Annotated in this window: 28 protein-coding genes and 1 riboswitch; of the genes, 19 read left to right on the top strand and 9 right to left on the bottom strand. The window is 66.1% G+C overall.

Features of this window, described 5'->3' with window-relative positions; genetic code table 11:
• Both RCH15_RS18225 and RCH15_RS18220 read left to right on the top strand, forming a co-directional pair.
• Nucleotides 1-609, top strand: a 609-nt coding sequence (locus RCH15_RS18225; RefSeq protein WP_326962065.1) for a rhodanese-like domain-containing protein, incomplete at its 5' end; no start/stop codon positions are given.
• 204 nt (nucleotides 610-813) lie between these two features.
• Nucleotides 814-2,013 (top strand): MFS transporter, encoded by a 1,200-nt coding sequence (locus RCH15_RS18220; RefSeq protein WP_326962067.1) that lies wholly within the window; start codon nucleotides 814-816, stop codon nucleotides 2,011-2,013.
• 27 nt (nucleotides 2,014-2,040) lie between these two features.
• Here RCH15_RS18220 and RCH15_RS18215 read toward each other — a convergent pair whose 3' ends face one another.
• The 6 genes from RCH15_RS18215 to RCH15_RS18190 all read right to left on the bottom strand — a co-directional run bounded on the left by RCH15_RS18215 (nucleotide 2,041) and on the right by RCH15_RS18190 (nucleotide 5,625).
• Entirely contained in the window at nucleotides 2,041-2,487 is a 447-nt protein-coding gene (locus RCH15_RS18215) for a universal stress protein (RefSeq protein ID WP_326962064.1), read from the bottom strand.
• Between the two features lie 564 nt (nucleotides 2,488-3,051).
• Nucleotides 3,052-3,816, bottom strand: coding sequence for a sulfite exporter TauE/SafE family protein (locus RCH15_RS18210; protein ID WP_326962063.1), 765 nt, complete (start codon nucleotides 3,814-3,816; stop codon nucleotides 3,052-3,054).
• On the bottom strand, nucleotides 3,813-4,418 hold the full coding sequence (locus RCH15_RS18205; RefSeq protein WP_326962066.1) for a rhodanese-like domain-containing protein: 606 nt from the start codon (nucleotides 4,416-4,418) through the stop codon (nucleotides 3,813-3,815). Before RCH15_RS18205 ends, RCH15_RS18210 begins: the two co-directional genes overlap by 4 nt.
• 176 nt (nucleotides 4,419-4,594) lie before the next feature.
• Nucleotides 4,595-4,897 carry a rhodanese-like domain-containing protein gene (locus RCH15_RS18200; RefSeq protein ID WP_326962062.1) on the bottom strand — a complete coding sequence of 101 codons (303 nt, stop codon included), beginning with the start codon at nucleotides 4,895-4,897 and terminating at the stop codon, nucleotides 4,595-4,597.
• 81 nt (nucleotides 4,898-4,978) lie between these two features.
• Nucleotides 4,979-5,308, bottom strand: coding sequence for a metal-sensitive transcriptional regulator (locus tag RCH15_RS18195; RefSeq protein ID WP_326962061.1), 330 nt, complete (start codon nucleotides 5,306-5,308; stop codon nucleotides 4,979-4,981).
• A gap of 2 nt (nucleotides 5,309-5,310) precedes the next feature.
• Complete coding sequence (locus RCH15_RS18190) at nucleotides 5,311-5,625, bottom strand: rhodanese-like domain-containing protein (protein ID WP_326962060.1); 315 nt, start codon at nucleotides 5,623-5,625, stop codon at nucleotides 5,311-5,313.
• Between the two features lie 139 nt (nucleotides 5,626-5,764).
• Between RCH15_RS18190 and trxA the strand changes: the two genes are divergently transcribed.
• The 4 genes from trxA (at nucleotide 5,765) to RCH15_RS18170 (ending at nucleotide 9,128) form a co-directional block, all read left to right on the top strand.
• Entirely contained in the window at nucleotides 5,765-6,130 is a 366-nt protein-coding gene (gene trxA / locus RCH15_RS18185; protein WP_326962059.1) for a thioredoxin, read from the top strand.
• Nucleotides 6,131-6,200: 70 nt separating this feature from the next.
• Nucleotides 6,201-6,689, top strand: a complete 489-nt coding sequence (locus RCH15_RS18180) for an OsmC family protein (RefSeq protein WP_326962058.1) — start codon at nucleotides 6,201-6,203, stop codon at nucleotides 6,687-6,689.
• Nucleotides 6,690-7,212: 523 nt separating this feature from the next.
• Nucleotides 7,213-8,505 carry an MFS transporter gene (locus tag RCH15_RS18175; protein WP_326962057.1) on the top strand — a complete coding sequence of 431 codons (1,293 nt, stop codon included), beginning with the start codon at nucleotides 7,213-7,215 and terminating at the stop codon, nucleotides 8,503-8,505.
• Between the two features lie 8 nt (nucleotides 8,506-8,513).
• The gene (locus tag RCH15_RS18170) at nucleotides 8,514-9,128 is read left to right on the top strand and encodes a hypothetical protein (protein WP_326962056.1); all 615 of its coding nucleotides are present in this window, start codon (nucleotides 8,514-8,516) and stop codon (nucleotides 9,126-9,128) included.
• A 116-nt stretch (nucleotides 9,129-9,244) separates the two neighbouring features.
• Here the strand turns inward: RCH15_RS18170 and lgt are convergent, their stop codons facing one another.
• Nucleotides 9,245-10,174 (bottom strand): prolipoprotein diacylglyceryl transferase, encoded by a 930-nt coding sequence (lgt, locus tag RCH15_RS18165; protein WP_326962055.1) that lies wholly within the window; start codon nucleotides 10,172-10,174, stop codon nucleotides 9,245-9,247.
• Between the two features lie 228 nt (nucleotides 10,175-10,402).
• Nucleotides 10,403-10,828: a DsrE family protein gene (locus RCH15_RS18160; RefSeq protein WP_326962054.1), complete on the bottom strand. Its 426-nt coding sequence runs from the start codon at nucleotides 10,826-10,828 to the stop codon at nucleotides 10,403-10,405.
• A 245-nt stretch (nucleotides 10,829-11,073) separates the two neighbouring features.
• On the opposite strand from RCH15_RS18160, the gene RCH15_RS18155 reads away from it, so the two are divergent.
• Genes RCH15_RS18155 through RCH15_RS18145 form a run of 3 tightly spaced genes read left to right on the top strand, consistent with a single transcriptional unit; the run spans nucleotide 11,074 to nucleotide 13,209 of the window.
• Nucleotides 11,074-11,829: a DsbA family protein gene (locus RCH15_RS18155; protein ID WP_326962053.1), complete on the top strand. Its 756-nt coding sequence runs from the start codon at nucleotides 11,074-11,076 to the stop codon at nucleotides 11,827-11,829.
• The gene (locus tag RCH15_RS18150) at nucleotides 11,829-12,698 is read left to right on the top strand and encodes a cytochrome c biogenesis CcdA family protein (RefSeq protein WP_326962052.1); all 870 of its coding nucleotides are present in this window, start codon (nucleotides 11,829-11,831) and stop codon (nucleotides 12,696-12,698) included. Before RCH15_RS18155 ends, RCH15_RS18150 begins: the two co-directional genes overlap by 1 nt.
• Entirely contained in the window at nucleotides 12,685-13,209 is a 525-nt protein-coding gene (locus RCH15_RS18145) for a hypothetical protein (RefSeq protein WP_326962051.1), read from the top strand. The genes RCH15_RS18150 and RCH15_RS18145 overlap by 14 nt, the downstream gene beginning before the upstream one ends.
• Here the strand turns inward: RCH15_RS18145 and RCH15_RS18140 are convergent.
• Nucleotides 13,206-13,985, bottom strand: a complete 780-nt coding sequence (locus RCH15_RS18140) for a GntR family transcriptional regulator (RefSeq protein ID WP_326962050.1) — start codon at nucleotides 13,983-13,985, stop codon at nucleotides 13,206-13,208. The genes RCH15_RS18145 and RCH15_RS18140 overlap by 4 nt on opposite strands.
• Before the next feature lie 291 nt (nucleotides 13,986-14,276).
• Here RCH15_RS18140 and RCH15_RS18135 point away from each other — a divergent pair, with 291 nt between their 5' ends.
• From RCH15_RS18135 to RCH15_RS19155, 10 genes are all read left to right on the top strand, one after another.
• On the top strand, nucleotides 14,277-14,885 hold the full coding sequence (locus tag RCH15_RS18135) for a hypothetical protein (RefSeq protein ID WP_326962049.1): 609 nt from the start codon (nucleotides 14,277-14,279) through the stop codon (nucleotides 14,883-14,885).
• 108 nt (nucleotides 14,886-14,993) lie between these two features.
• On the top strand, nucleotides 14,994-15,554 hold the full coding sequence (locus RCH15_RS18130) for a copper resistance CopC family protein (protein WP_326962048.1): 561 nt from the start codon (nucleotides 14,994-14,996) through the stop codon (nucleotides 15,552-15,554).
• Between the two features lie 53 nt (nucleotides 15,555-15,607).
• A complete protein-coding gene (locus tag RCH15_RS18125) occupies nucleotides 15,608-16,216 on the top strand; it encodes a copper chaperone PCu(A)C (RefSeq protein WP_326962047.1) in 609 nt (202 codons plus the stop codon).
• Nucleotides 16,216-17,493, top strand: coding sequence for a Dyp-type peroxidase (locus tag RCH15_RS18120; protein WP_326962046.1), 1,278 nt, complete (start codon nucleotides 16,216-16,218; stop codon nucleotides 17,491-17,493). The genes RCH15_RS18125 and RCH15_RS18120 overlap by 1 nt, the downstream gene beginning before the upstream one ends.
• 292 nt (nucleotides 17,494-17,785) lie before the next feature.
• Nucleotides 17,786-18,082, top strand: a complete 297-nt coding sequence (locus RCH15_RS18115) for a hypothetical protein (protein ID WP_326962045.1) — start codon at nucleotides 17,786-17,788, stop codon at nucleotides 18,080-18,082.
• Nucleotides 18,083-18,465: 383 nt separating this feature from the next.
• Nucleotides 18,466-18,756, top strand: a complete 291-nt coding sequence (locus RCH15_RS18110; protein WP_326962044.1) for a hypothetical protein — start codon at nucleotides 18,466-18,468, stop codon at nucleotides 18,754-18,756.
• 87 nt (nucleotides 18,757-18,843) lie between these two features.
• Complete coding sequence (locus RCH15_RS18105; protein ID WP_326962043.1) at nucleotides 18,844-19,083, top strand: hypothetical protein; 240 nt, start codon at nucleotides 18,844-18,846, stop codon at nucleotides 19,081-19,083.
• Between the two features lie 136 nt (nucleotides 19,084-19,219).
• A riboswitch (cyclic di-AMP (ydaO/yuaA leader) is annotated at nucleotides 19,220-19,372 on the top strand.
• A gap of 3 nt (nucleotides 19,373-19,375) precedes the next feature.
• Nucleotides 19,376-20,236, top strand: coding sequence for a C40 family peptidase (locus RCH15_RS18100; protein WP_326962042.1), 861 nt, complete (start codon nucleotides 19,376-19,378; stop codon nucleotides 20,234-20,236).
• 197 nt (nucleotides 20,237-20,433) lie between these two features.
• Nucleotides 20,434-20,592: a hypothetical protein gene (locus tag RCH15_RS18095; RefSeq protein WP_326962041.1), complete on the top strand. Its 159-nt coding sequence runs from the start codon at nucleotides 20,434-20,436 to the stop codon at nucleotides 20,590-20,592.
• A gap of 111 nt (nucleotides 20,593-20,703) precedes the next feature.
• Nucleotides 20,704-20,928, top strand: a complete 225-nt coding sequence (locus RCH15_RS19155) for a universal stress protein (RefSeq protein WP_409017537.1) — start codon at nucleotides 20,704-20,706, stop codon at nucleotides 20,926-20,928.
• Nucleotides 20,929-21,456 lie beyond the last annotated feature (528 nt).

Raw genomic sequence — 21,456 nt, 5'->3', positions numbered from 1 at the left:
GAACTCGACCCCGCCACCGTCGCAGAAGAACTCGGTGCGGACAAGGTGACGTTCATCGACACCCGCCCCAACGACCAGGTCCACCAGGGCACCGTCACCGGGTCCGTGAACATCCCGGCCGGGAAATCCACGGCCAGCTTCGGCGCCTGGGTGATCAACCCCGAAACCGACACGAACCCGCTCGTGCTCCTGGCCCCGGACCAGGCCGCCGCGCAGGAGATGTGGGACCACCTGGTCCGCGTTGGCATCGACAAGGTCGCCGGATACGTCACCAGCCTCGAGGGTCTGCCCATCAGCATCCCGAAGCTGATCCAGCCTGAGGAACTTGAAGGCTTCGACGCCGCGATGGTGCTGGACGTCCGCAACCGCACCGAGCACGCCGCCGGACACATCCCCGGCTCCCACCAGCTCAGCGGCGGCCGGGCCATGTGGAACCTCGACGAACTCCCCGCCGAAGGCACCATCGTGTCCTACTGCCAGAGCGGGGTCCGGAACTCCGTCGCCGCCAGCGCGCTGCGCCGCGCGGGCTTCGACGTCGTCGAACTCGACGGCAGCTACGCCGGATGGGCCACCTGGCAGCAGGCACGCGAATCCGTTTCCAGCAACTGATCGCGGCACGACCCGAGGTAATTGATTGACATGCGTTGGCGGCGGTCCGGGACACCGGGCCGCCGCCAACGTCTGTCCCAAAATAAGTGGAGTAAACAGATGACGCCCGGTAACGCCCGTTCACCGCAGGACCGTGCGGTCCGGCGGGAGAACCCGCGACGCGCCGGCCTCTCGCTGGGGCTGCGGCAGAACCTGGCCCAGTTCATGCTCCTCGTCACCGTTAACGCCCTCGTCGGGGGCACCCTCGGCCAGGAACGCACGGTACTGCCGCTGCTGGCCGGACAGGTCTTCCACCTGGACCTCTACACCTCCGCCCTGACCTACATCCTGGCGTTCGGCCTCGCCAAGGCCGCCACCAACTACTTCGCCGGCACCCTCTCGGACCGCTACGGCCGCAAACCCGTCCTCATCGCAGGCTGGCTCACCGCCCTTCCTGTTCCACTGCTGCTGATTTTCGGACCGTCCTGGGGCTGGATCGTCGCGGCCAACATCGTCCTTGGCATCAGCCAGGGCCTCACCTGGTCCACCACCGTGATGATGAAGATGGACCTCGTCGGCCCCTCCCGCCGCGGCCTGGCCATGGGCCTGAACGAGGCCGCCGGCTACCTCGGCGTCGCCGCCACCGCCCTCGCCACCGGCTACATCGCCGCCAACTACGGGCTCCGGCCCGGACCGTTCCTGCTCGGCGCCGCCTACATCGCCCTGGGCCTTGGTCTCTCGGTCTTCGCCGTCAAGGAAACCCATAACCATGCCAAGCTCGAGGCCGCCAACCACACCTCTGCCCACGCCGCCGCCCACGGAGAATTGAGTAACCGGGAAATTTTCACCCTCACCAGCTTCCGGGACAAGTCCCTGTCCTCGGTCAGCCAGGCAGGCATGGTGAACAACCTCAACGACGGCCTCGCCTGGGGCCTTTTCCCGGTCCTGTTCGCCGCCGCCGGACTGAGCATCGAAAAGATCGGCATCCTCGCCGCCGTCTACCCCGCCGTCTGGGGCGCAGGCCAGCTCATCACGGGTGCCCTGTCGGACAAGTACGGCCGCAAGCCCCTGATCGTCGGCGGCATGCTCGTCCAGGCAGTGGCACTGGCAATGGTCGCCCTCGGGACAGGTTTCGGATTCTGGCTGACCGCAGCGGTCCTGCTCGGCGCCGGAACCGCCATGGTCTACCCCACCCTGCTGGCCGCGATCGGCGACGTCGCCCACCCGGCCTGGCGGGCACGCTCAGTCGGGATCTACCGGCTCTGGCGCGACGGCGGATTCGCCGTCGGTGCCCTCCTCGCCGGAATCCTCGCGGACGCCTACGGCATCCCCGCGGCAGTCGCCGTTGTCGCCGCACTCACCGGCCTGTCGGGAATCCTCGTGGCCGTCCGGATGCGCAACATGGACCACAATCCCCTAAAGTGAGAGCCCCTGAGGCCCGGGCACCTGCCCTCAGCCTTGGGCTGGTGCCGCGCCGGCGCGGACGACCAGCACGGGACAGTGGGCTTGGTGCACCGCGTGGCTCGATACCGAGCCCAGAAGCATTCCAGCGAACCCGCCATGACCATGCGATCCAACCACCAGCAGATCGGCCCCGGCCGCGGCCTTGAGGAGAACTTCCGCGGGATGACCCTCCGTCACCTCGCCGGTGACCGCAACCCCGGCCTCGGATGCACGCCGCACCGCGTCATCGTGTGCGTGCCGGGCAGTCTCTCCGAAGATCTCGTGGTCCTCAGCCCTGCCGGCGGCATCCCCGATGACGGGATAGTGCCATGCGGTGACAACGTGAACCTGCCCTGCTCTCAGCCGGGACTCGTCAAGGGCCCAGTCCAGAGCTGCCAGCGAAAACTCCGACCCGTCGACCCCGACAACGATCCGGAAAACCGCCTTTGCCGCCATCCTGCCTCCCGCCATGGAAACTGTCTCTTCACGGCAAGGAGTCGTGCCGCACGGCCCACAATCCTCCCGATGCGCAGTCGAATCAAGAGGATCCCGCTGCCGGGGGCGGATGTCGTGGGAACGACCCGCCCCCTGGCAGCCGCAGCAGAGAGCCGACACTAAAAGGCCACGTCCCCGGACGGTTCCGTCCGCATCGCCTCAACAGACCGCTGACCTGTCTGCCAAGAGGCATCATTCCCACCACTAATACCCCATGGGGTATACTGATGTGACGATCCATTCAGGCAAGGGAGCAACCAGATGTGCCGTGCGGTGACATGTAAGAAGTGCCAGAAGACGACATGGGCGGGCTGCGGCCAGCACGTGGACCAGGTCATGCGCGGGGTTCCGGCCTCCCAGCGGTGCCGCGGGCACGAGCAGGAGAAGTCGGCCGACAAGGGCTTCTTCGCGAAACTGTTCGGACGATAGGTGGCCCCCTGCCGGCGCACACGCACCGGCTTGAGGCATAAGGAAAGCGCCGGAGGACATACCCTCCGGCGCTTCCCTGTTTTCTGTGCAGGCCCCCTAGGAGAGCAGCGCCTGAACAGCGACGTAGACGGCGATCACCAGCACGAGGATGCCGAAGCCGCGCTTGAGCGCCTTGTCCGGGATGCTGGTGCCGATCCGCCCGGCCGCGAGCGAGGCCACCATCGCGGTGAGCGCGAAGGCTGCGGTGACGGCCCAGTCGATCTGGAGGTCGCCGAGGTGGGCGGCGAAGCCGGCGGCGGAGTTGATGACGATGATCACCAGGGAGGTTCCGACGGTCAGGGCCATTGGGAGCCCGAGGACCAGGGTGAGGGCGGGGACGATCAGGAAGCCGCCGCCGACGCCGAGCAGGCCGGTGAGGAACCCGACGACGGCGCCGGTGGCGATGGCCTTGGGCAGGCAGCTGCGCCAGTTGATCCCGCCGCCGGGCAGTGCGCAGGCGCCGCCGGCGGTTGTGGAGGGCATCAGCATGCGGATGCCGGCGAAGACCATGATCGCGGCGAAGGCCAACAGCAGGATCTTCGGGTCCAGGAGCCGGTTGACCGCCGCGCCGAGGTAGGCGGTGGCGGTGCCCGCGGCGCCGATGATCAGCGCCAGCCGCCAGTTCACCCCGTTCCGGAGCCGGGGTAATACCGCGACGGCGGAGGACGCGCCGACGACGACCAGTGAGGTCGGGATTGCCGCGGCGAGCGGCAGTCCGACCCCGTAGACCAGGGCGGGGACGGCGAGGATGGATCCGCCGCCTCCGACCAGGCCCAGCAGGGCCCCGACGATCAGCCCGAACGCCGCCGCGGTGAGGATCATGCCTTGGCGTCCAGGTTCTGCAGGGCCTGGTGCGCGGTGGGCTCGTTGACGGAGCGGTTCCACGGCATCTTTGAGAGCGCCTGGCCCATGGCGCAGCTGTTGGTCGCGGCGGAGAACGTCAGCCCTGCGCCGATGCCCCCGGCGACCAGGCCGAGCTTCGGGGAGAGAAATTTCGACGCGACGATGCTGGCGAGCACCAGGGAGCCCGCCGTCATCCGGACCTGGCGTTCCATAGCCCAGGGTCCGCGTCCGCGGACCACGGTGCCGCCCGCGGCGGCGTAGGCGGGGACTCCCCCGGTCAGGACGCTGGCACTGGCCAGGCCGACGGAGTCCAGGTGTTTGCGGGCCTGCTCGGCCCGGTTCCCTGACTGGCAGACCAGGACCACACGGGTGCCCATTTTCGCCGCGAATTCCTCCGTGTGCTCGCTGAGCATCGGCAGCGGCACATGGTAGGAACCCTTGATATGCAGGGAATCGAACTCCGCGCCACTGCGCACGTCGATGACCATCAAATCATCATGATTCTCTTCCCACGCCTTCAGCGTCGTGGCGTCAATGGACTGCGGGGCGGTTTCAACGGGGGTGGTCTTCAAGGAAGTCATCATCACTTTCGGAATATCTTGGAACAATTTTGGTATATCTTGGAGCATTTCTGCTGGCGGCCCCGCGTTGCGGTAGCCGCCCTCCACCGCCCGGTTCACTGTGTCAGGACACGGTCCGGGCAGGTGGAAGCCCGGGCGGCACATGAAAGACATGCCGCCCGGGCAGTCTGGTGGGGTCAGCGAACGGGGAAGCCCGCGGCGGTCCAGTCGAGCATTCCGCCGGGAACGGTGTAGGCGGTGAAGCCTGCGGCTGACAATTGGTCCGCGGCCGCGGCGCTGCGGCGCCCGCTGCGGCAGATGGCAATGACGGGCCGGGCCTTGTCCAGTTCGTGGAGCCGGCCGGCCAGCTCACCAAGGGCGACGTGCCTGGCACCGGGGATCATGCCCTCGGCGACTTCAGCTGATTCGCGGACATCCACAATCTGGGCGTCACTGCCGCTCTTGAGCTGTTCCGCGAGCTGCTGTGGGGTGATTTCCATGGGCTGGACCTTTCGGTGGTTCGGGGCTGTTGCTGATAAGTGTGGGCTGCGGGGTTTTCCGGGACAAAGGACGGCGGCGGGCTAGGTCAGGCGCAGGAAGAGTGCGCGGATTTCCTCCAGGGTGGGCTTCCGGCCCGGCATCCCATCCTGTTCGCGGCCTGATGTAAGTACGTCCGCGGGTTCGGTCAGGCAGGCGCGCATCGCTGTTGAGATCAGTTCGAATCCGGCTTTGTCCAGGGCTCCGCGGACCGCCGAGAGCTGGGTGACGACGTTGCGGCAGTCAGCCCCGGATTCGACGGCGTCAATCAGGGCCGTGAGTTGTCCCCGGGCGCGCTTGAGGCGGTTGACGGTGCGGCGGCTGCCGGCGTCCGGTCCGGGCAGGGGCTGATGGAGGCTGACTGTGGAGGTCATGCTCACTTGCCTCCCGCCCGGTAGGTGACCGGGTGCCCGTTGCGGTACCACTCGGTGATGCCACCCATGATATTCACCGCGTCGTAGCCCTGCCCGGCGAGGTCCGCCGTGGCCTGGGAACTGCGGCCGCCGGAAGCACACATCACGTAGACTGTTCGCCCGATTGGAACCTCACCGAGGGACCGGAGGAATCGAGAAAGCGGAATGTTCCGCGTTCCCGGGACCCAGGCCTGCGAGTACTCCTCTTCTTCCCGGACGTCGATGATGGAAACATCAGACCCGAGTGCTGCCAGGTCGTCCACTGAAATGCTCTTCATGCTGGTGTCCTTTCACGATGTCCGGGAGCGCGGGAAGGTATTTACCCCTTCCATCATGATACCCCAGGGGGTATTGATGCAAACTCAGACCCGTCGGCCTGCTGTTGTCCGGATACCCCCCTGGGTATATAATCATTACATGGCAACCATCGATATTTCCGAAAAGACATTCAACGACACCATCACCGGCAACGACATCGTGCTGGTGGACTTCTGGGCGGCCTGGTGCGGACCGTGTCGGATGTTCGCCCCCACGTTCAGTAAAGCCTCCGATAACCATGCCGACATCGTCTTCGCAAAGGTGGACACCGAGGCCGAGCCCGGCCTCGCTGCTGCCGCCAACATCACCTCCATCCCCACCCTGATGGCCTTCCGGGAAGGGATCCTCGTCTTCTCCCAGCCGGGGGCCATGAACGCCAGCGGGCTGGAACAGCTCATCACGGGCATCAAAGGGCTGGACATGGAAGAGGTCCGGGCGAAGATGGCAGCCGCCCCGGCATCCTAGGAACGCACCCGCCCCCCGGCGCCCGTCCGGGCGCAGGGCATGCCCGACCTACGGATTGAGAAGCACGCACATGAGCAGCGAACCAACCACAACCTCAAGCAACGCAACGCCCGCGCATGGCCCCGCATCGGGCAGCCATCAGCCGGTACGCGTCGTGCACCTGGGCGGTGACCGCTTTGACATCAATGTCCGGGGTCACGCCATCAGGACCGACCAGCCGGTCGGTGACGGCGGGGAGGACACCGGCCCCACCCCGACGGAACTGTTCATTGCCAGCCTTGCCGGCTGCGTCGCGTTCTACGCCCGCCGCTACCTGGACCGGCACGACCTGCCCACCGATGGCCTGGCCATTGAGGCGGAATTCAACATGGGTTCACGCCCTGCGCGCGTCGCCCGGATCGATGTGCTCCTCACTATCCCCGCCGGCGTGCCCGACGAACGCCGGGAGGCGCTCCTCGCCGTAGCTTCCCACTGCACCGTGCACAACACGCTGATGGCTGTCCCCGAGATCTCGGTGGCCTTCGCCAGCGACGCCGGACAGTCAACCGCAAATCCCTAGACCCCGGGAGCCCACGGCTTAGACGGCGCGTCATCCGCGCCATATACGGCGCGCCTAGGGACAACCTCACCTCCGGGCTGCCCCATAACGACCGGACGCAGCCATCGTATTCGGCCGCGTCCGTCCTGGATCGGGCTTCAGTCAGACCGTGGTCATCGCGGAAGCACATGCGCCGGCGATCCCCGCCAAGGCATATCAGATGACTCCGCAGCTTCACCCGGCTCACACAATGCCCCGTAGTACGTCCCCAGGCTCCGGGGACGTACTACGGGGCAGTTCCTGTGTGACCGGGTCAGGAGCAGGTGCAGCGCTGTTCCGCCGGGACGTCGGCCATGACCGATTCGACGTGCTCGCCGCAACCGGCCCAAGTGATTTTTCCACAGTTACTGCAACGGACGGGACTGCACATTGTGACTCCTCAGATAGGGTGGCTACGCCAGCCACGATACCCCCACGGGTATTATTTGCCAACCCCTGCGCGAAACTTTTGCATACCCCTTGGGGTATCTGAGATACTGGCATAATGCCACCAATTCCCGGGTCCGCAGGCCCACGGCCCCTCACGCCCCCAGCCAGCCCTGCCGTCGGTATCCCGCCGCAGCGCCAAGTCGTCTCCGTGCTCGTCGGCGGCCAGATCCTCGGCGGCATCGGCATGGGCGCGACCTTGTCGCTTGGTTCCCTGCTCGCGGCACAGCTTTCCGGATCGCCGGCGTGGTCCGGCATGGCAGCGACCATGAGCACTCTGGGGGCGGCCGTGGCTGCCGTACCCTTGGCCCGGCTTGCGGTCGCCCGGGGACGGCGGATTTCGCTGTCCACCGGAGCACTGATCGCCGGAACCGGTGCCGTCATTGCGATTACGTCGGCGTGGGTGTCGGTCTTTCCCCTGCTGCTGTTTGGACTGATACTGCTCGGGGCGGGTTCCGCCGTCAACCTCCAGGCCAGGTTTGCCGCCACCGACCTTGCCCAACCCGGAACCAGGGCGCGGGATCTCTCCGTCGTCGTCTGGTCCACCACCATCGGCGCGGTACTGGGCCCCAACCTCTTCGGCCCGGGCGAGGCCGTGGGTGCCGCCGTCGGACTGCCGCCCCTGACGGGCGCCTTCGCCTTCTCTGCGGCCGCGCAACTGGCCGCCGCTCTGGTCTACCTCACCGGGCTACGCCCCGACCCGCTGCTGGCGGCGATGTCGCTGCGGGACTCAAGCGCCGGGGCGCCCCGGCCCCGGAGCGGTTCGCTGATACTGCGCAGCAATGCGAAGGCGCGCTACGCTGTGGCCGCTGTCGCACTCAGCCACGCCACCATGGTGGCACTCATGTCCATGACACCGGTGCACCTGCGCGAGCACGGAGCAAGCCTGGTCATCGTGGGTTTCACCATCAGTCTGCACATCGCCGGGATGTACGCCCTCTCCCCCGTGTTCGGATGGCTGGCGGACAAGACCGGGAGACTGCCGGTCATACTCCTGGGTCAGGGCTTGCTCCTGTCCTCCCTGATAATCGCCGGTGTCGCTGCGGACTCCCGAACCGCCGTCACCATCAGCCTCGTGCTGCTCGGACTCGGATGGTCCGCTTCCGTCGTCGCCGGCTCGGCCATGGTGGCCGAGTCCGTCCACATCCAAGACCGTCCCGCCATCCAAGGCATCTCGGACCTGAGCATGAACGCCGCCGGCGCCCTCGGCGGAGCACTGGCTGGCCCGGCCCTGGCCTCAATGGGTTATTCCGGACTGGGTTTCCTCGCCATGGCCTTGGTAGCAGTCGTTGTCATCTGGACCGCACTGCACGCGCGCCGCGCCTCGGCCCCACAACCCGTGCACTGCTAGGAACGGTCATGGATGCGAGCAGCCGGATCGAGGAAATAACGGCGAGCGACAGTGGCCGTGCAAAGGCCGGAGTAAGGCATCCGCCGCGCGGTGACGTGCGTCTGTTGCGAAGCTGGCGCCCGATCCGAATAGCCGCCGCAGGTATCGCCGCTGCCGGCACCGCGGCTGTGGTCGTGTCCGTGAACGGCATGATGGCGGGAGCCGGTGCAGCCTGGTGGAACGTCGTGATCGTAGCGGCAGGTTCGATTCTGGCCGGCCTGCTAGTCGGCAGCTACGTCGGCGCCCCCATCGGAGCCGAAGCCACAGTCTGCGACACCCGCTGGCCCGTGCTCGGTCTTACCGGGCTGGTGATTGCAACCTCCACCGGCCAGGATACCCTGGCAACTCATCTGTTCAGCGGCGCCGCCCCCGCAGTTCTGGCGGGGGTGATTCAGCCTGCCTTCGCCCTTCTCGCACTGGCCCTTCTGGGATGGGCGCTACGGGAGCGCCTCGAACTCGAGCGGAACGCCGTAACGTCCTCCGATGACGGGGATGAAAGCGGAGTTTGCACTACCTGCCGTCCGCTCTTTCCCACCAAACCCGGCCCGTCCGGCAACCCCCATCTTGAGAGCAGCCGGGATTGAGAGACGGACAGAGCCCCTTGGTGGAGCACTGAGGCGCCGCCGCGTTCATCAGGCGTCACCAATGGCGGAACACGCCTGCGGCAACGAGGGCAAAGATCCTCCCCTCATGTGGTGGCCTAACGGGCATCGTCTTTCGGGGTGTTCTGTCTTCTCGCCGGTACCCGCGGACCGGGCGCCGTCGTGTGATGGGGCGCCGTGGCGGCGCTGAAGGCGACGGAGCGCTCACGGCGGAACAACAGGACAAATCCGGTGGCACCTGCCAGGAAGATCAGTGCCGCGACCCAGGTGTTCACTCTGAGCCCCAGGATAAGGTTGGCGTAGTCGGAGCGCATCAGTTCAAAGGCAAACCGCCCGGCGGTGTAGCCGGCGACGTAGAGTGCGAAGACGCTGCCTGCGCCGAGACTGAAACGCCGGTCCAAGTATAGGATGAGGAACCCGGCCGCCACGCACCAGAGGGACTCGTACAGGAACGTGGGCTGGAAATAGCCCAGCACAACAGGGGTGCCAGAGGCATCGGTGAGCGCAGATCCAGTGGCATTGTCCATCTGGTGGATCTGAAGTTTCCACGGGAGGGTGGTCGGGTCCCCGTAGAGCTCGTTATTGAACCAGTTACCCCACCGGCCCAGCGCCTGGGCAAGGAGCACACCCGGTGCCACCGCGTCCAGGAAGGCAACCAGGGAGACGTTTGCCCTCCGGCAGCCTATCCACGCCCCCAAAACCCCAACGGCGACGGCGCCCCAAATGCCCAGGCCGCCGTCCCAGATGGCGAAGGCGTTCCAGGGATTCCTGCCGGGAATGAAGTAGAGCTCGGGGTCTGTGATGACATGGTACATTCGGCCGCCGATAATCCCCGCCGGGACCGCCCAAAAACAGATGTCCATCACCTCCCCCGGACTGCCGCCGCGGGCCGTCCAGCGCCGGGATCCCAGCCAGATGGCCGCCAGAATGCCGGCCAAGATGCAGAGGGCATAGAAGTGGATGGTCAGCGGGCCGACATGAATGGCGCTGACGGTCGGGGACGGAATGAAGGAATCACTGGCAGTCATTATGGATAAGGGTCCTGTCGGGAATGCCTGGGGCGGAGCTTGGGATTAAGGTCCCTGGGACCTGCCGGACGGAAAGGGGTGCCACGGCCATCCGGAAGCCGAGTTTGGAGCGCTCCGTTCCTGCCGCCCCACGCTGACGCCGGCGGGAGGTGGGCCATATTCCGTCGTTCCCTCAGTCCAGACTGCGGCCACCGGACTGAGGACGCAGCCACGTCCGCCGAGCGCGGGTTAAAGGCGGATGTAAGCCCAACCGTTCCATTGACGTTCGGCGAGGTGGGCGATGGCCGCCGGAACTACTTCGACGCCGGGCAGCAGGCCTTCCGCAGGCACCCCGGCTGACCGCAGACTGTTCCCGCAAGCCAAGACCCGGATGCCGCTGGCGACGGCGATGGAAACGTCGCCCTCGGATTCCGAGCCCTGCGCCAGTCGTGACACCCCGGGGCCTTGGATAACAACCTCGACGAAGACGCCCGGCGCGAGTGCCGCAACTGCATTCTGGCCGCTCCGCAAGACGCCCGCGAGGGCGCCGTCCGGCAAGGGACCGGCCGCATGGGCCACAAGTCCCCGTAGGGTCTGGTCCGGCGCCTCCCCTGGCCGGGTACCGCCGGTTCCGGGGACGTCCTCGACTGAATTTCGGGACGCGGATTCAGACATTTGGTCTCCTCTAAGGTAAATGGGCCGGCCCATTCGGCGCCGGGCTGTGCCTGCATGCTAGCGGCCGCACGAGGCAAATGTACAAACATTCGTTACGCGACGGTCCACGGCGGTGCGGCGGTAGCGCGGCCTGGGTTTGGGCTTGGAACAGGGGGCGTTTTACAACCGTACTGATGTCACGTAGCGTCGCAGACTACTAAATGTCTAAACATTTCGTTCCTTAGCGGAACGTTCGAGGAGCCCGGATGCCCCCCTTGACCAAATCCAAACCTGCAGCCCGCAGGTTCCGCCCCCGTGCTGCATCAATTCTCCTGCCCACGCTGGGCATTGCCGTGTTACTTCTGTTCGTGGGACTGGTTTCCTACCAGGGCGCGTCGGCCCAGAAAAACACCGCTGATCAAGGCCAGCAGTCCCGGGATCCGCAGAATACCACCGGCGAAAAGCTGGACATGGCCCGGCGCATAGCTGACGACCCGACCGCGATCGGAAGCCCGGACGCGCCGGTTGTCCTGGTGGAGTACGCCGACTTCCGCTGCCCCTTCTGCGGACTGTTCTCCCGGGACACCCTGCCACCACTGGTCGCGAAATATGTTGAGCGCGGGGACCTGAGAGTCGAGTGGCGTGATCTGCCGGTCTTTGGTGCCCAGTCAAACGCCGCCGCAGTTGCCGGTCGGGCTGCCGGAGCGCAGGGGCGCTTCTGGGAATTCAATAAGGCGGTCTACGCCATCGCTCCGGAACGCGGTCATGCCGAGTTGCCCCGGGAGCGGCTGATCGAACTCGCCCGCGACGCAGGAATGCCGGACATGAGAAAGTTCGAGGCGGACCTGGATTCCCCAGAACTGAAGGCCGCTGTGTCCAAAGACGCCCAAGAGGCTGCATCCATAGGCGCAACCGGCACCCCCACCTTCCTCGTCAATGACACGCCACTCGTAGGCGCGCAACCGCTGGCCAGTTTCGAGCGGGCCATCGATGCTGCCCTGAAATCGGCCAAGAGCAACTGATGGATATCGGTTACGCGGGCGCTTTTCTGGGTGGGGTCCTTACCCTATTGAGCCCCTGCTCAGCCCTCCTGTTGCCGGCCTTCTTTGCTTACGCCTTTTCCACCAGGACCAAACTTGTGGCGCGGACGGGGTTGTTCTATCTGGGCCTGCTGACCACCCTGGTGCCGCTGGGCATCTTTGCCGGCGTGCTCGGTTCCCTCGTCACGCAGCACCGGCCGGTCCTGATTGGCGTCTCGGCGGTCCTGGTGATCCTCCTGGGCGTTGCCCAGATCGCCGCTGTCCGGCTTCCCTCCGGCCTGGCCCCGGTTGCCGGCACGGGATCCTCCAGGCTGTCCGTCTTCGCCCTGGGAACCGTCTACGGCGTCGCAGGGGTTTGCACCGGGCCCATCCTGGGCTCCGTCCTGACCGTCGCTGCCGTGGGCAGCAGCGCTGTTTACGGCGGGGTTCTCCTGGCGATTTTTGCGCTCGGCATGGCGTTGCCGCTCTTCGTCCTGGCCCTCGTCTGGGACCGGCTGGGAATTTCGGGCCGCCGTTGGCTGCGCCCGCGCCCGCTCACCATCGGGTCCTGGTCAAACTCCTGGCTGATGATCATTTCCGGCCTGATTTCCGTCGGCATCGGAGTGCTCCTGCTCGCCAGCGACGGCACAGCCGGTTTGGGCGGCGTCCTAACCGTTGAAGACCAGTTCCAGGCAGAGTCGGCTGCCACGGAAGTTGCCGCCGGCGTCCCCGACCTCATCGTCGCAGGGTTCGCCGCCTTCATCCTCGCCCTCGGCATGGCCCTGCACTTCAGAAGCCGGAACGGCGAATCGCCTGTGACTGGGCGGAATCGGTCCGAAGCAAGGACAGGGGCAGCGGATGATCCACAGTAAGTACGAGGCCCTGGTCTCCGCCCTGGCGCAATGGCCGGCGCATCGCTGGCTGGCCGCTGCGGCTGCCGCGGCCGTCACCTACCTCGTGGTGGCCGTCCCGACCGATCTGATCAACACTCCCCTGTTCAGCCGTGAAGTCCCGCCGACGTGGTGGTCCTTCCCGGTGCTCGGCGTGACGGCCGTCCTGACCGGATTACTCCTGGCTACCTACGTCTCTTTGGGAGCCGCACCCGGAAGCGGGGCCGGCGGGACCTCTGCCGGCCCCGGAGAATCGGACGGCAGAGGCCGGTTCGGGGCGGCCGGCACGATCGTCTCTTTCTTTGCCGTCGGCTGTCCGGTCTGCAACAAGCTGGTTCTGCTGGCCCTCGGAACGTCCGGCGCCATGCAGTATTTCGAACCGATCCAGCCCCTGCTGGCTACGGTCTCCATCACACTGCTCTTGTGGGCATTCCTGAAGAGGGCGACCTCGGAAGACCGATGCCCGGTGCCTCGCCCGCCGGCGGCCCCTTAACCTCTACGGCGCGGGGTGTCCTTGCAGCCAAAGGCGGTCGCGATCGCCACCCGGTCACCCAGGACGTAGCTGCGACGGAATTCGAGGTCGCGTGCCCGGTGGCATCCGGTCCGTTCGATCAGCAACAGTGCGGAGCTCTCCGGAACCCGGAGCAGGGCCGCCTGCGCGGGGGTGGCGAGCACCGCTGTGAGCTGCTCCGTCCCGCCGTCGAGCACAATGCCACACCGACGGTCCAGCTCTCCGTAGAGCGACGCATCGCGGAAATCAGCCTCCAGAAGTTTCCCGGCAATCGCTGCCGGGAGCCACACCTGGTCCAGGCCGATGGGCTCGCCGTCAGCGAGGCGGACCCTGGAGAGGTGGAAGAGCTCAGCGTCCGGTGGGAGCGAGAGCTTGGCCGCCACCTCCGCATTGACCACGGAGCGCTGATCCAGGACCACGCTGCGATGTTCCATCCCCGATTCCCGGATGGAAGCCAGGACGCTGTAAATGGGCCCGTACGCCGTACTTCTCCCAGCCACCACGGTCGGCTTCTTCCCGGGGTGCGCTGTGATGTGCCCGGCCTCGCGCAGGGGTGCCAGGGCGGCGCGGATCGTGCCCCGGCTTACTCCGTACCGACGGGCGAGTTCCAGTTCGCCGGGGAACCCTTCGGCAAATCCACCGGCGAGGACTTCCTGCAGGAGTTCGGCGCTGACGGTCTTCCACAGCGGGCTGCCTTTGGCCTTTTCCTCAGCACCCGCCTCCCGCGGGGCTGATGCTGGCCCCTGTTGATCCGTCACAACGCTCCCGACCGATTGCTCCATAAAATTGCTGGCATGACGACGTTACTGCATCCCGCCGATTTCGCACCCGAGCCGGGCGCCCCCCGCACGCAGCTGATTCTTGGCTAACAACTCTTATACCCCCAAGGGTATGTGAGATACTGGCCTCCGGCCCTGTCGCCGCTGGGCGCTGAACGGACAATCTCTGACCAACTCCAGTTCCCCTGCGACGGCAGTGACGACCCTGACCCAAAAGTCGGCGAAGTCGTCTTCGACGGCCTGTAGAATTACCGTGAGCGAGGAGGACGAATGACGGCACGCGGCCTGCGCCTTGTACGCGGCTGGATCGGCGCCGTCGTCGCGACCTCGATCGCCGCCGGGTCGCATTTCCTGGCTGGCGGGAACGCTCCGGAACTTCCATTGCTCCTGCTGGCGCTGGCTCTGTCCGGGCTGACCTGCACCGCGCTGACGGGCCGCGGGCTGTCCCTGTGGCGACTCTCGGCCGGCGTGACCCTGAGCCAGGGACTCTTCCACTGGCTGTTCAGCGGAGCAGCGGCCCCGCATGCGTCCAGCGCCTTGGCCGGCGGCCACCATGCCCACTCGTCCGCGCTCGAACCCTCCGGTACCCTCCTCTCCTCCGCGGCGGACCACGCCTCGCCACTGATGTGGCTGGGTCACGCAGTAGCTGCCGTCCTGACCGTGGCCATCCTGCGCCACGGCGAGCTCGCCGTCGCCCAGTTGGTTCAGGCCATCCGCCTGCGCGTGACGGCTTTCCTCCCGCTTCTGCTGCCCTTGCCGGTGCGTCCGGCGCCGGCCGCCCTGCCCGCCAACCGGCCCGTCATGCCGCTGCACAACCTTGGCGCGCCCCTGCTGGTGACGCGCTATCGCGGGCCTCCCCTGCTTCCGCTCGAGTCCTAGGCGCCCGTCGCCTTTCCACCCGAAAAGCCCCGCCAGGCTGTCAAGACAGCGGCGGGGCGGGAAGCGGTCATGACAAGAAGACCCTTGAAAACATGGCGGAATCCTGGTTTGGGAGCAACCTTGCTCGCCGCCCTCTTGCTCTGCGTAGGCGCCAGCCTTCCGGCAGCACCGGCGGCCTTTGCCCACGACCAGCTGATTTCGTCCAGTCCGGCGCCCGATGAGCGTCTGGACAAGACAGCTGCCAGCATCACCCTGACCTTCAGTTCGCCCCTGCTCACGCTCGGGCACGAGGTCCGTGTCGTCGATGACAACGCCAAGAACTGGGTCAGCGGCGCCGCGGTACTCAGCCGGGAAACGCTGACCCAGGCGCTTCCGGAACTTCCCGACGGCGGCTACCAGGTCAGCTGGCGGGTGGTCTCCGCAGACGGTCACCCGATCAGTGGCGGCTACCGGTTCCACGTCGGCAATCCTGCCGCCGCTGCGCCCGCAGCCTCCGCCAACCCCACGGCCACTGCTGAACCAAACGCGGCAGCCGGCACCGGGGACGGCGCCGGTGTGCCCGGCTGGCTGCCGGCGGCCGGAATCACGGCCGCCGCAGGTCTCGGCATCTATCTGGTCATTGCAGGCCTCCGGCGCATCAAGCGCAACACACAGTCCCCCCGCGAATAACACTTTCCGGACCGGCCCTCCGCGGCCGCCCGCCACGATTCAGGAGCACCATCATGTCCAAGAAGCTCATGTACCCCGCCCTTTCCGTTCTCGCCGCCGCGTCCCTGGCCCTCAGCGGCTGTTCGCCCTCAGCCGCAACCCCGGTACCGTCCGCGTCTGCTGCCGTCGCCACCCCGGCCAGTGCCTCCGCCGCGCTGGCGGTCAACCAGCCATGGGTCAAAGCCGCCGCTTCCGGCATGACCGGCGGTTTCGGGGTCATCAAAAACACCTCCGACGCGGACATCACCGTGACCGGCGCCTCGACCCCCGCGGCCCGGATGGTCGAACTGCACGAAACCGTCGCGGGACCCGACGGCGCCATGCAGATGCGGTCCAAAGAGGGCGGCTTTGTCATCCCGGCCGGCGGCGAACTGATACTGGAGCCGGGCGCCAGCCACCTGATGCTGATGGGGCTAACCGCGCCCATCGTGGCCGGTTCCGACGTCACGTTCACGTTGGAGCTGGCGGGCGGCGGCAGTTTCGAATTCACCACGGTGGCGAAGGACTTCAGCGGCGCCAACGAGAATTATGTCGATGAAGGGGGCGCCGGCAGGTCGCATGGCCAGCCGTCCGGCGCCGCCGGCAGCGCAACCCCTTCCGCACCGTCGCCGACCTCAAAGTAATGGCCGGGTATAAGCAGCCCGCAGGCTCCTTCGCGGGCAGTGACGGGCCGGGCGTCCCGAGGAAGCTCCCACGGCGCGGACTGCTCTTCGGCGGCGCCGCCGCTGGGCTCGGGGCGCTGACCGCGGCCGGCGCCCAGCTCGCCGGGGCGGGCGTTCAGCGGGCGGCGACTACTGCACCGGTTGACTCCGCGGAGAGCGTCCACGGCAGCGGCGTGATTCCGTTTCACGGCGACCGCCAGGCGGGTATTACGACGGCGGCGCAGGCCCACGGTGTTTTTGTCGCCCTGGATTTGCGGCCCGGAACGACGCGAGCGGACGTCAGGTCGCTCTTGCGGCTGCTCAGTGACGATGCCGCGGACCTCTGCGCGGGAAGACCGGCACTGGCTGACACCGAGGGTGACCTTGCCCGGGTGCCGGCCCGGCTGACGGTCACGTTCGGCGTCGGCCCCGGCCTGGTGGCCGCAGTGGACCCCGCACAGGCACCGGAGTGGCTGAAACCGCTGCCGGCCTTCAGCATCGACCGGCTGCAGCCCGGGTTCTCCGACGGTGATCTGCTGCTCCAGGTCTGCGCGGATGATCCGTTGACCGTGGCGCATGCCCAACGGATGCTGCTGAAGGACAGCCGGAGCTTCGCGACCGTCCGCTGGGTTCAGGCCGGCTTCCGGCGTTCCTATGGCAGCGAAAAATCCGGGACCACCATGCGGAACCTCTTCGGCCAGGTGGACGGGACCGCAAACCCGGCCCCGGACAGCACGGACTACGAGCAGGTGGTCTGGGGCGGCGGAGACATTCCCTCGTGGATTAAGAACGGCACGTCGGTGGTTGTCCGCCGGATCGCGATGAACCTGGACAAGTGGGACGAAGCGGACCGCATCGGCCGGGAGGAATCCGTAGGCCGCCGGCTGTCCAACGGCGCGCCCCTGACCGGGACGCACGAGCACGACGAGCCGGACTTCGCGGCCGTGTCCAAGCTCGGGTTCCCGGTGATCTCGGAAGTCTCGCACCTGCGCCGGGCCCGGCCTGCGGACGGTTCCCAGCGGATCTTTCGCCGGGCCTACAACTACGATGCCGCTCCAGGCGCCGGAGGGGTCTCCGACTCGGGACTGATATTCGTGTCCTACCAGGCCGACGTCGACAAGCAGTTCACGCCGATCCAGCGCCGGCTCGATCAAATGGACATGCTCAATCAATGGACGACGCCGGTCGGCTCGGCTGTGTTCGCCATCCCGCCGGGGTGCCGTGACGGCGGATTCGTCGGTGACGTCCTGTTCGCCTGATCCGCACCAACGCGGATCATTTGGCGCCCATCCCACCGCACCGGAGATACGCCAAATGATCCCGCGTTGGGACGATGGAGGACGGCACCGGGGACTGCCAGAATCCGCGCTTTCATGACAAACCCCGTCACCCTCTCAATATCCGCGCACGTCACCGCGAACACCGCGCATTATGGTGGCGTTGAATCTCTCCCGAGGCTGGTGTGCCGGAGCGTCCCTGCGGGCTGGCTTTCACAGCCTCTCCACAGGCCTTGGATGTCCTGTTCCCATGTGCGGAGCGAAGGATCAGGGCATGAGCGCATGGAGAAATGCAATGGTTCCTGCCCTGGCAGCGGCCGCGGGCTTCCTCCTGGTCGCACCAGGCGTGGCTGGAATCGATGATATGGCCAACACCAAAATGCCTGCCCTGTCCACCGGAACTGTGCAGAGAACGACGATGACCACCATGCCGGGGCTGGAGCATATACTCCTGGCCGGTCTGAACCGGGGCGCACTTCCCGGTGGTTACCCCAACGATGAACCCAGGGAAGAGAGGTACGACGAGAACTATCTGGAAACGCTCCACTTCCAGCCACGCCCCCCGGCATGAGCGCAGGATCAACGGCACGCCATCGATACCGGAATGAGGAATTACTTAAAAGGTTCAAGAACTGCGGATGGTCCAGCGACTGAGCTGGCAGCTCACGGCCGCCCTTCCGCGAACCACCGTTGCCGATGGCCTCTTCAACGGCCCATTCAAGAGCTGCCAGCGACGAGCCTGACCCGTCGACCCCCACTACAACCCGGAAAACTGCCCCTGCCACCATCGTGCCTCCCAATATGGACAACCGACGCGTACGGAGAACGCGCTTCTTCGTTACGACGTCGTGCCGCGGGGCCCACGATCCTCCCGCCGGGCAAGGGAATCAAGAGAATGACCCGGCCCATGAAGAAAGCGCCGAAAGACGTGTCCTTCGGCGCCATCATCGTCCCGTGCGGTACTCCACGCCCACACAGTTCGGCGGGGAAGCGGCACTTGTCCTCCTCGATTCCGACGCCAGGAAGGACACGAAAGACCGGATCAGCATCACTGTTGCCACGGCGTTCTCGACCGCGGACGGGGACCTCCTATGGGGACCGACAGAGGTCCCGGGCCCCTCTCCCGGCAACGGACTGATCTTCGCCAACACTCCCAACGCGCTTTCCCTTGCCGGGTCCGGGACGAAGGCCCGGTACGAGGGCGCTCACGGACCGTCAACCGGGTGCGTGATCATTCTGGAATGAACCGACCCTGCCGGGACAGCCGTTAATGTCATTCCCGATCCCACCACCGGCCCGCCACTGGGCAAAGTCGACGGAACACCAACAGGCATGGCCACCGTGGATGACTCCACCCACACAGTGTTTCTGATTTCGCAGCGGCCGGGAATGGCCTACGCGGATGTCAACGGCACAGGCGCCAGGGTCCAACTCGATTCCGGCGCCAGCTCAACCTCGGGCGATTATGTCCTTCCCGTGGCCATGCCCCCCGACGGGACCGCCTTGTTCCCCACCGACCAGCCCGGCACCTATGCGGTAGGGGTCCCCCGCGAAACGTCGAATACCGGATAGAAATCCCTTCGGCCCCCTAGACGCAACGATACAGTCTAAATGTTTATACATTTGTGATTTTGCGTGTAGATTAGGGCGGTGCCGCCCACTGGGCGCGGCACACTCGGCTTGTTACCTAACCCTGCCGCCCGCCGAGGTCCCTACACCACATAGCTCCGGCAGGGGCGGGGGAACCAAATATGGATTCTCAATGAATCCTTGGGGTTAAGCCGCCGGCACTAACGTCCGGTGGCCGGGTGACTCCCATCCGCATCCGACAGCTCACCTCGCAGGTATCGGGAGAGGTTAAGCAATGTCAAACAACAATACCCACGGCCGCCACAGAGCCACCACCGGCAGCAGACTGTCCACCATTTCTCGAAGCGTCTCCACCCACAGGGGCAGGGTCGGCCGCCAGGCCGTCCTGGTCGCCGTGGGATCCGGGCTCGTGCTGAGCATGGCCGCCCCTGCCCAGGCAGGAGCCACCGCATCCGACCCGCAGAGTGGAACTGCACCGGGGGCTGTCTCCTCCTCGGCAGTCATTCCTGGCCAGGCGGCCGCCCGGGGTGCGTCCGTCCACACCGTCAACGCCGGGGAGACCCTCAGCCGGATTGGGGCGCTGAACGGAGTCTCCCTGGACGCGATCCTGTCGCTGAACGGACTTCAAATGTCTTCCATCATCTATCCGGGAGATGTCATAACGCTTTCCGGGGCAGCAGGCACCCCGGGCGTGGAATCGGCAGCTGTTCCGGCACCGATCGCCCCTGCAGCATCCGCCGGTGAAACGTACCAGCCTTCGGCGGTGGTGCCGGCGAGCTCCGACGGCGGCCAGAAGGCACCGTCTCCGATCAACCAGACGGTCCTCAACTCAGCTCTCGCCCAGACCGGCGCCACCCAGGACTGCACGGTTCTGGGAGAAGTGGCTCTGCGAGCGGCAGGAATTCAAGGTGTCGGCGATGAATCCCCCGAGTCTTTGATGGCCTACGCCACTCCCGTATCGACGCCTGAACCCGGCGACTTTATCTACTATGCCGACGGCGGAATGGGATTCTCACATAACGCGATCTACCTCGGCAACGGACAAGCAATGCACAGCGGATGGAACGGCAACCAGACCGTCATCTTTGACGTGAACGTCGGCTCCGGCCCCGCCTACTACAGGGTGAACGCCTAGCAGTTGAAGACCGGGGTGCCTGGCCACGCCCGTGGCCGGGCACCGCGGGTACACGGCCCTGAAAAACCAGGCCAGACACCACGTGCAAGTTCTGAAAGTTCAATGAGGCGGTTTTCGCCGTAGCCACCGAAGGCGGCCATGCCGATGTCCGGCGGGAGGGCCTGCTGCAGACCGCAGAAGACGCCGGCGTTCCGGACATGACTCAGTTCGAAGCGGACCTGGACTACACGGAGTCGCATCAGGCCGTAGCCAAAGATGCGCAGAAGGCCGGATCTTTGGGCGCCACGGCAACATCCACAAGCCTGATCAATGACACACTCCCGGAGGGTGCGCAGCCCATGGCCTCCCTGGAATAGGCCGACGAAGCAGCACTCCCCTTGGCTCCAGAATCTCCTGCTCAAATCAATGGCAAGCACCCCCGGCTCCCGGGCGACAGCCTCACCCTGACAGGCACTCCGGCCTAGGAAATCACAGAAACCTCACGCGGTGCCCCACTCCTGGTCATCGGAACACGCGGTCTGAGTGGCATACCCGGCTACCTTCGTGGCTCAGCAAGCCAGGCCGTCCGGGAAAGCACATCCACGACGGTCCTGGTAGTACCTTCCCGCGACCCGCACAGAAACTCAGCTGAAGCGTCGACAACCAATCCACGGGCTCCCGGTGGCCTGCGCGGGATCCAGCGCACAGTGTGAACCCCGCGTCCCCTCTGGTCTTGGCCTCAGAACATCATCAGGACGGTCCCTTTCGTTCGGGCAGCCTGCCCGGCTGCGAGGACAGTGACCTAATCCCCTATTCGGCGATCCGGGTTGGGCCAAGAGTGGGGCGGAGCAGTGCTATCGATCGCGCGGGCCTGCGTACTCGTACCGTGAACGTCCGCCGACAAGTGAAGTATGCCCATGCGTGCGAGATGGCCGGTCAAAGTTAATCGTGAACGCAGTCTCAGCGCAACAGATGGCACGAGGCAGTCAATGAGAAGAGAAAAATGATGAACAAGCAATTCGGCGGAATACTTCTGACGGCTGCTTTGGCGCTGGGCCTCAGCGCCTGCTCGTCCGCACCTACATCGAGCACCAGCACCGGTGCCAGCAGCACCGGCGCCAGCGCGGCGCCCGCCCCTACCGCATCCGGAATTTTTCAAGCTGAACGGTACCAACGGGAGTTAGGCGGCTGACTGTTCGGTGTTTTCCTTGGGTTGGTTGATCCATGAGGGCCCGGGCAGA

Source organism: Arthrobacter sp. MP_M4, assembly GCF_035984855.1.
GTDB lineage: Bacteria > Actinomycetota > Actinomycetes > Actinomycetales > Micrococcaceae > Arthrobacter.
The sequence above is the reverse complement of the archived record's forward strand: the minus strand, read 5'-3'. Positions and strand labels throughout refer to the sequence as shown.

Bases quoted from the DNA above. Each gene is read 5' to 3' on its own strand.
- RCH15_RS18220 (WP_326962067.1), top strand. From the start codon at position 814: ATGCTCCTCGTCACCGTTAACGCCCTCGTCGGGGGCACCCTCGGCCAG.
- RCH15_RS18215 (WP_326962064.1), bottom strand. From the start codon at position 2,487: ATGGCGGCAAAGGCGGTTTTCCGGATCGTTGTCGGGGTCGACGGGTCG.
- RCH15_RS18210 (WP_326962063.1), bottom strand. From the start codon at position 3,816: ATGATCCTCACCGCGGCGGCGTTCGGGCTGATCGTCGGGGCCCTGCTG.
- RCH15_RS18205 (WP_326962066.1), bottom strand. From the start codon at position 4,418: ATGACTTCCTTGAAGACCACCCCCGTTGAAACCGCCCCGCAGTCCATT.
- RCH15_RS18200 (WP_326962062.1), bottom strand. From the start codon at position 4,897: ATGGAAATCACCCCACAGCAGCTCGCGGAACAGCTCAAGAGCGGCAGT.
- RCH15_RS18195 (WP_326962061.1), bottom strand. From the start codon at position 5,308: ATGACCTCCACAGTCAGCCTCCATCAGCCCCTGCCCGGACCGGACGCC.
- RCH15_RS18190 (WP_326962060.1), bottom strand. From the start codon at position 5,625: ATGAAGAGCATTTCAGTGGACGACCTGGCAGCACTCGGGTCTGATGTT.
- trxA (WP_326962059.1), top strand. From the start codon at position 5,765: ATGGCAACCATCGATATTTCCGAAAAGACATTCAACGACACCATCACC.
- RCH15_RS18180 (WP_326962058.1), top strand. From the start codon at position 6,201: ATGAGCAGCGAACCAACCACAACCTCAAGCAACGCAACGCCCGCGCAT.
- RCH15_RS18175 (WP_326962057.1), top strand. From the start codon at position 7,213: ATGCCACCAATTCCCGGGTCCGCAGGCCCACGGCCCCTCACGCCCCCA.
- RCH15_RS18170 (WP_326962056.1), top strand. From the start codon at position 8,514: ATGGATGCGAGCAGCCGGATCGAGGAAATAACGGCGAGCGACAGTGGC.
- lgt (WP_326962055.1), bottom strand. From the start codon at position 10,174: ATGACTGCCAGTGATTCCTTCATTCCGTCCCCGACCGTCAGCGCCATT.
- RCH15_RS18160 (WP_326962054.1), bottom strand. From the start codon at position 10,828: ATGTCTGAATCCGCGTCCCGAAATTCAGTCGAGGACGTCCCCGGAACC.
- RCH15_RS18155 (WP_326962053.1), top strand. From the start codon at position 11,074: ATGCCCCCCTTGACCAAATCCAAACCTGCAGCCCGCAGGTTCCGCCCC.
- RCH15_RS18150 (WP_326962052.1), top strand. From the start codon at position 11,829: ATGGATATCGGTTACGCGGGCGCTTTTCTGGGTGGGGTCCTTACCCTA.
- RCH15_RS18145 (WP_326962051.1), top strand. From the start codon at position 12,685: ATGATCCACAGTAAGTACGAGGCCCTGGTCTCCGCCCTGGCGCAATGG.
- RCH15_RS18135 (WP_326962049.1), top strand. From the start codon at position 14,277: ATGACGGCACGCGGCCTGCGCCTTGTACGCGGCTGGATCGGCGCCGTC.
- RCH15_RS18125 (WP_326962047.1), top strand. From the start codon at position 15,608: ATGTCCAAGAAGCTCATGTACCCCGCCCTTTCCGTTCTCGCCGCCGCG.
- RCH15_RS18120 (WP_326962046.1), top strand. From the start codon at position 16,216: ATGGCCGGGTATAAGCAGCCCGCAGGCTCCTTCGCGGGCAGTGACGGG.
- RCH15_RS18115 (WP_326962045.1), top strand. From the start codon at position 17,786: ATGAGCGCATGGAGAAATGCAATGGTTCCTGCCCTGGCAGCGGCCGCG.
- RCH15_RS18105 (WP_326962043.1), top strand. From the start codon at position 18,844: ATGGCCACCGTGGATGACTCCACCCACACAGTGTTTCTGATTTCGCAG.
- RCH15_RS18100 (WP_326962042.1), top strand. From the start codon at position 19,376: ATGTCAAACAACAATACCCACGGCCGCCACAGAGCCACCACCGGCAGC.
- RCH15_RS18095 (WP_326962041.1), top strand. From the start codon at position 20,434: ATGACTCAGTTCGAAGCGGACCTGGACTACACGGAGTCGCATCAGGCC.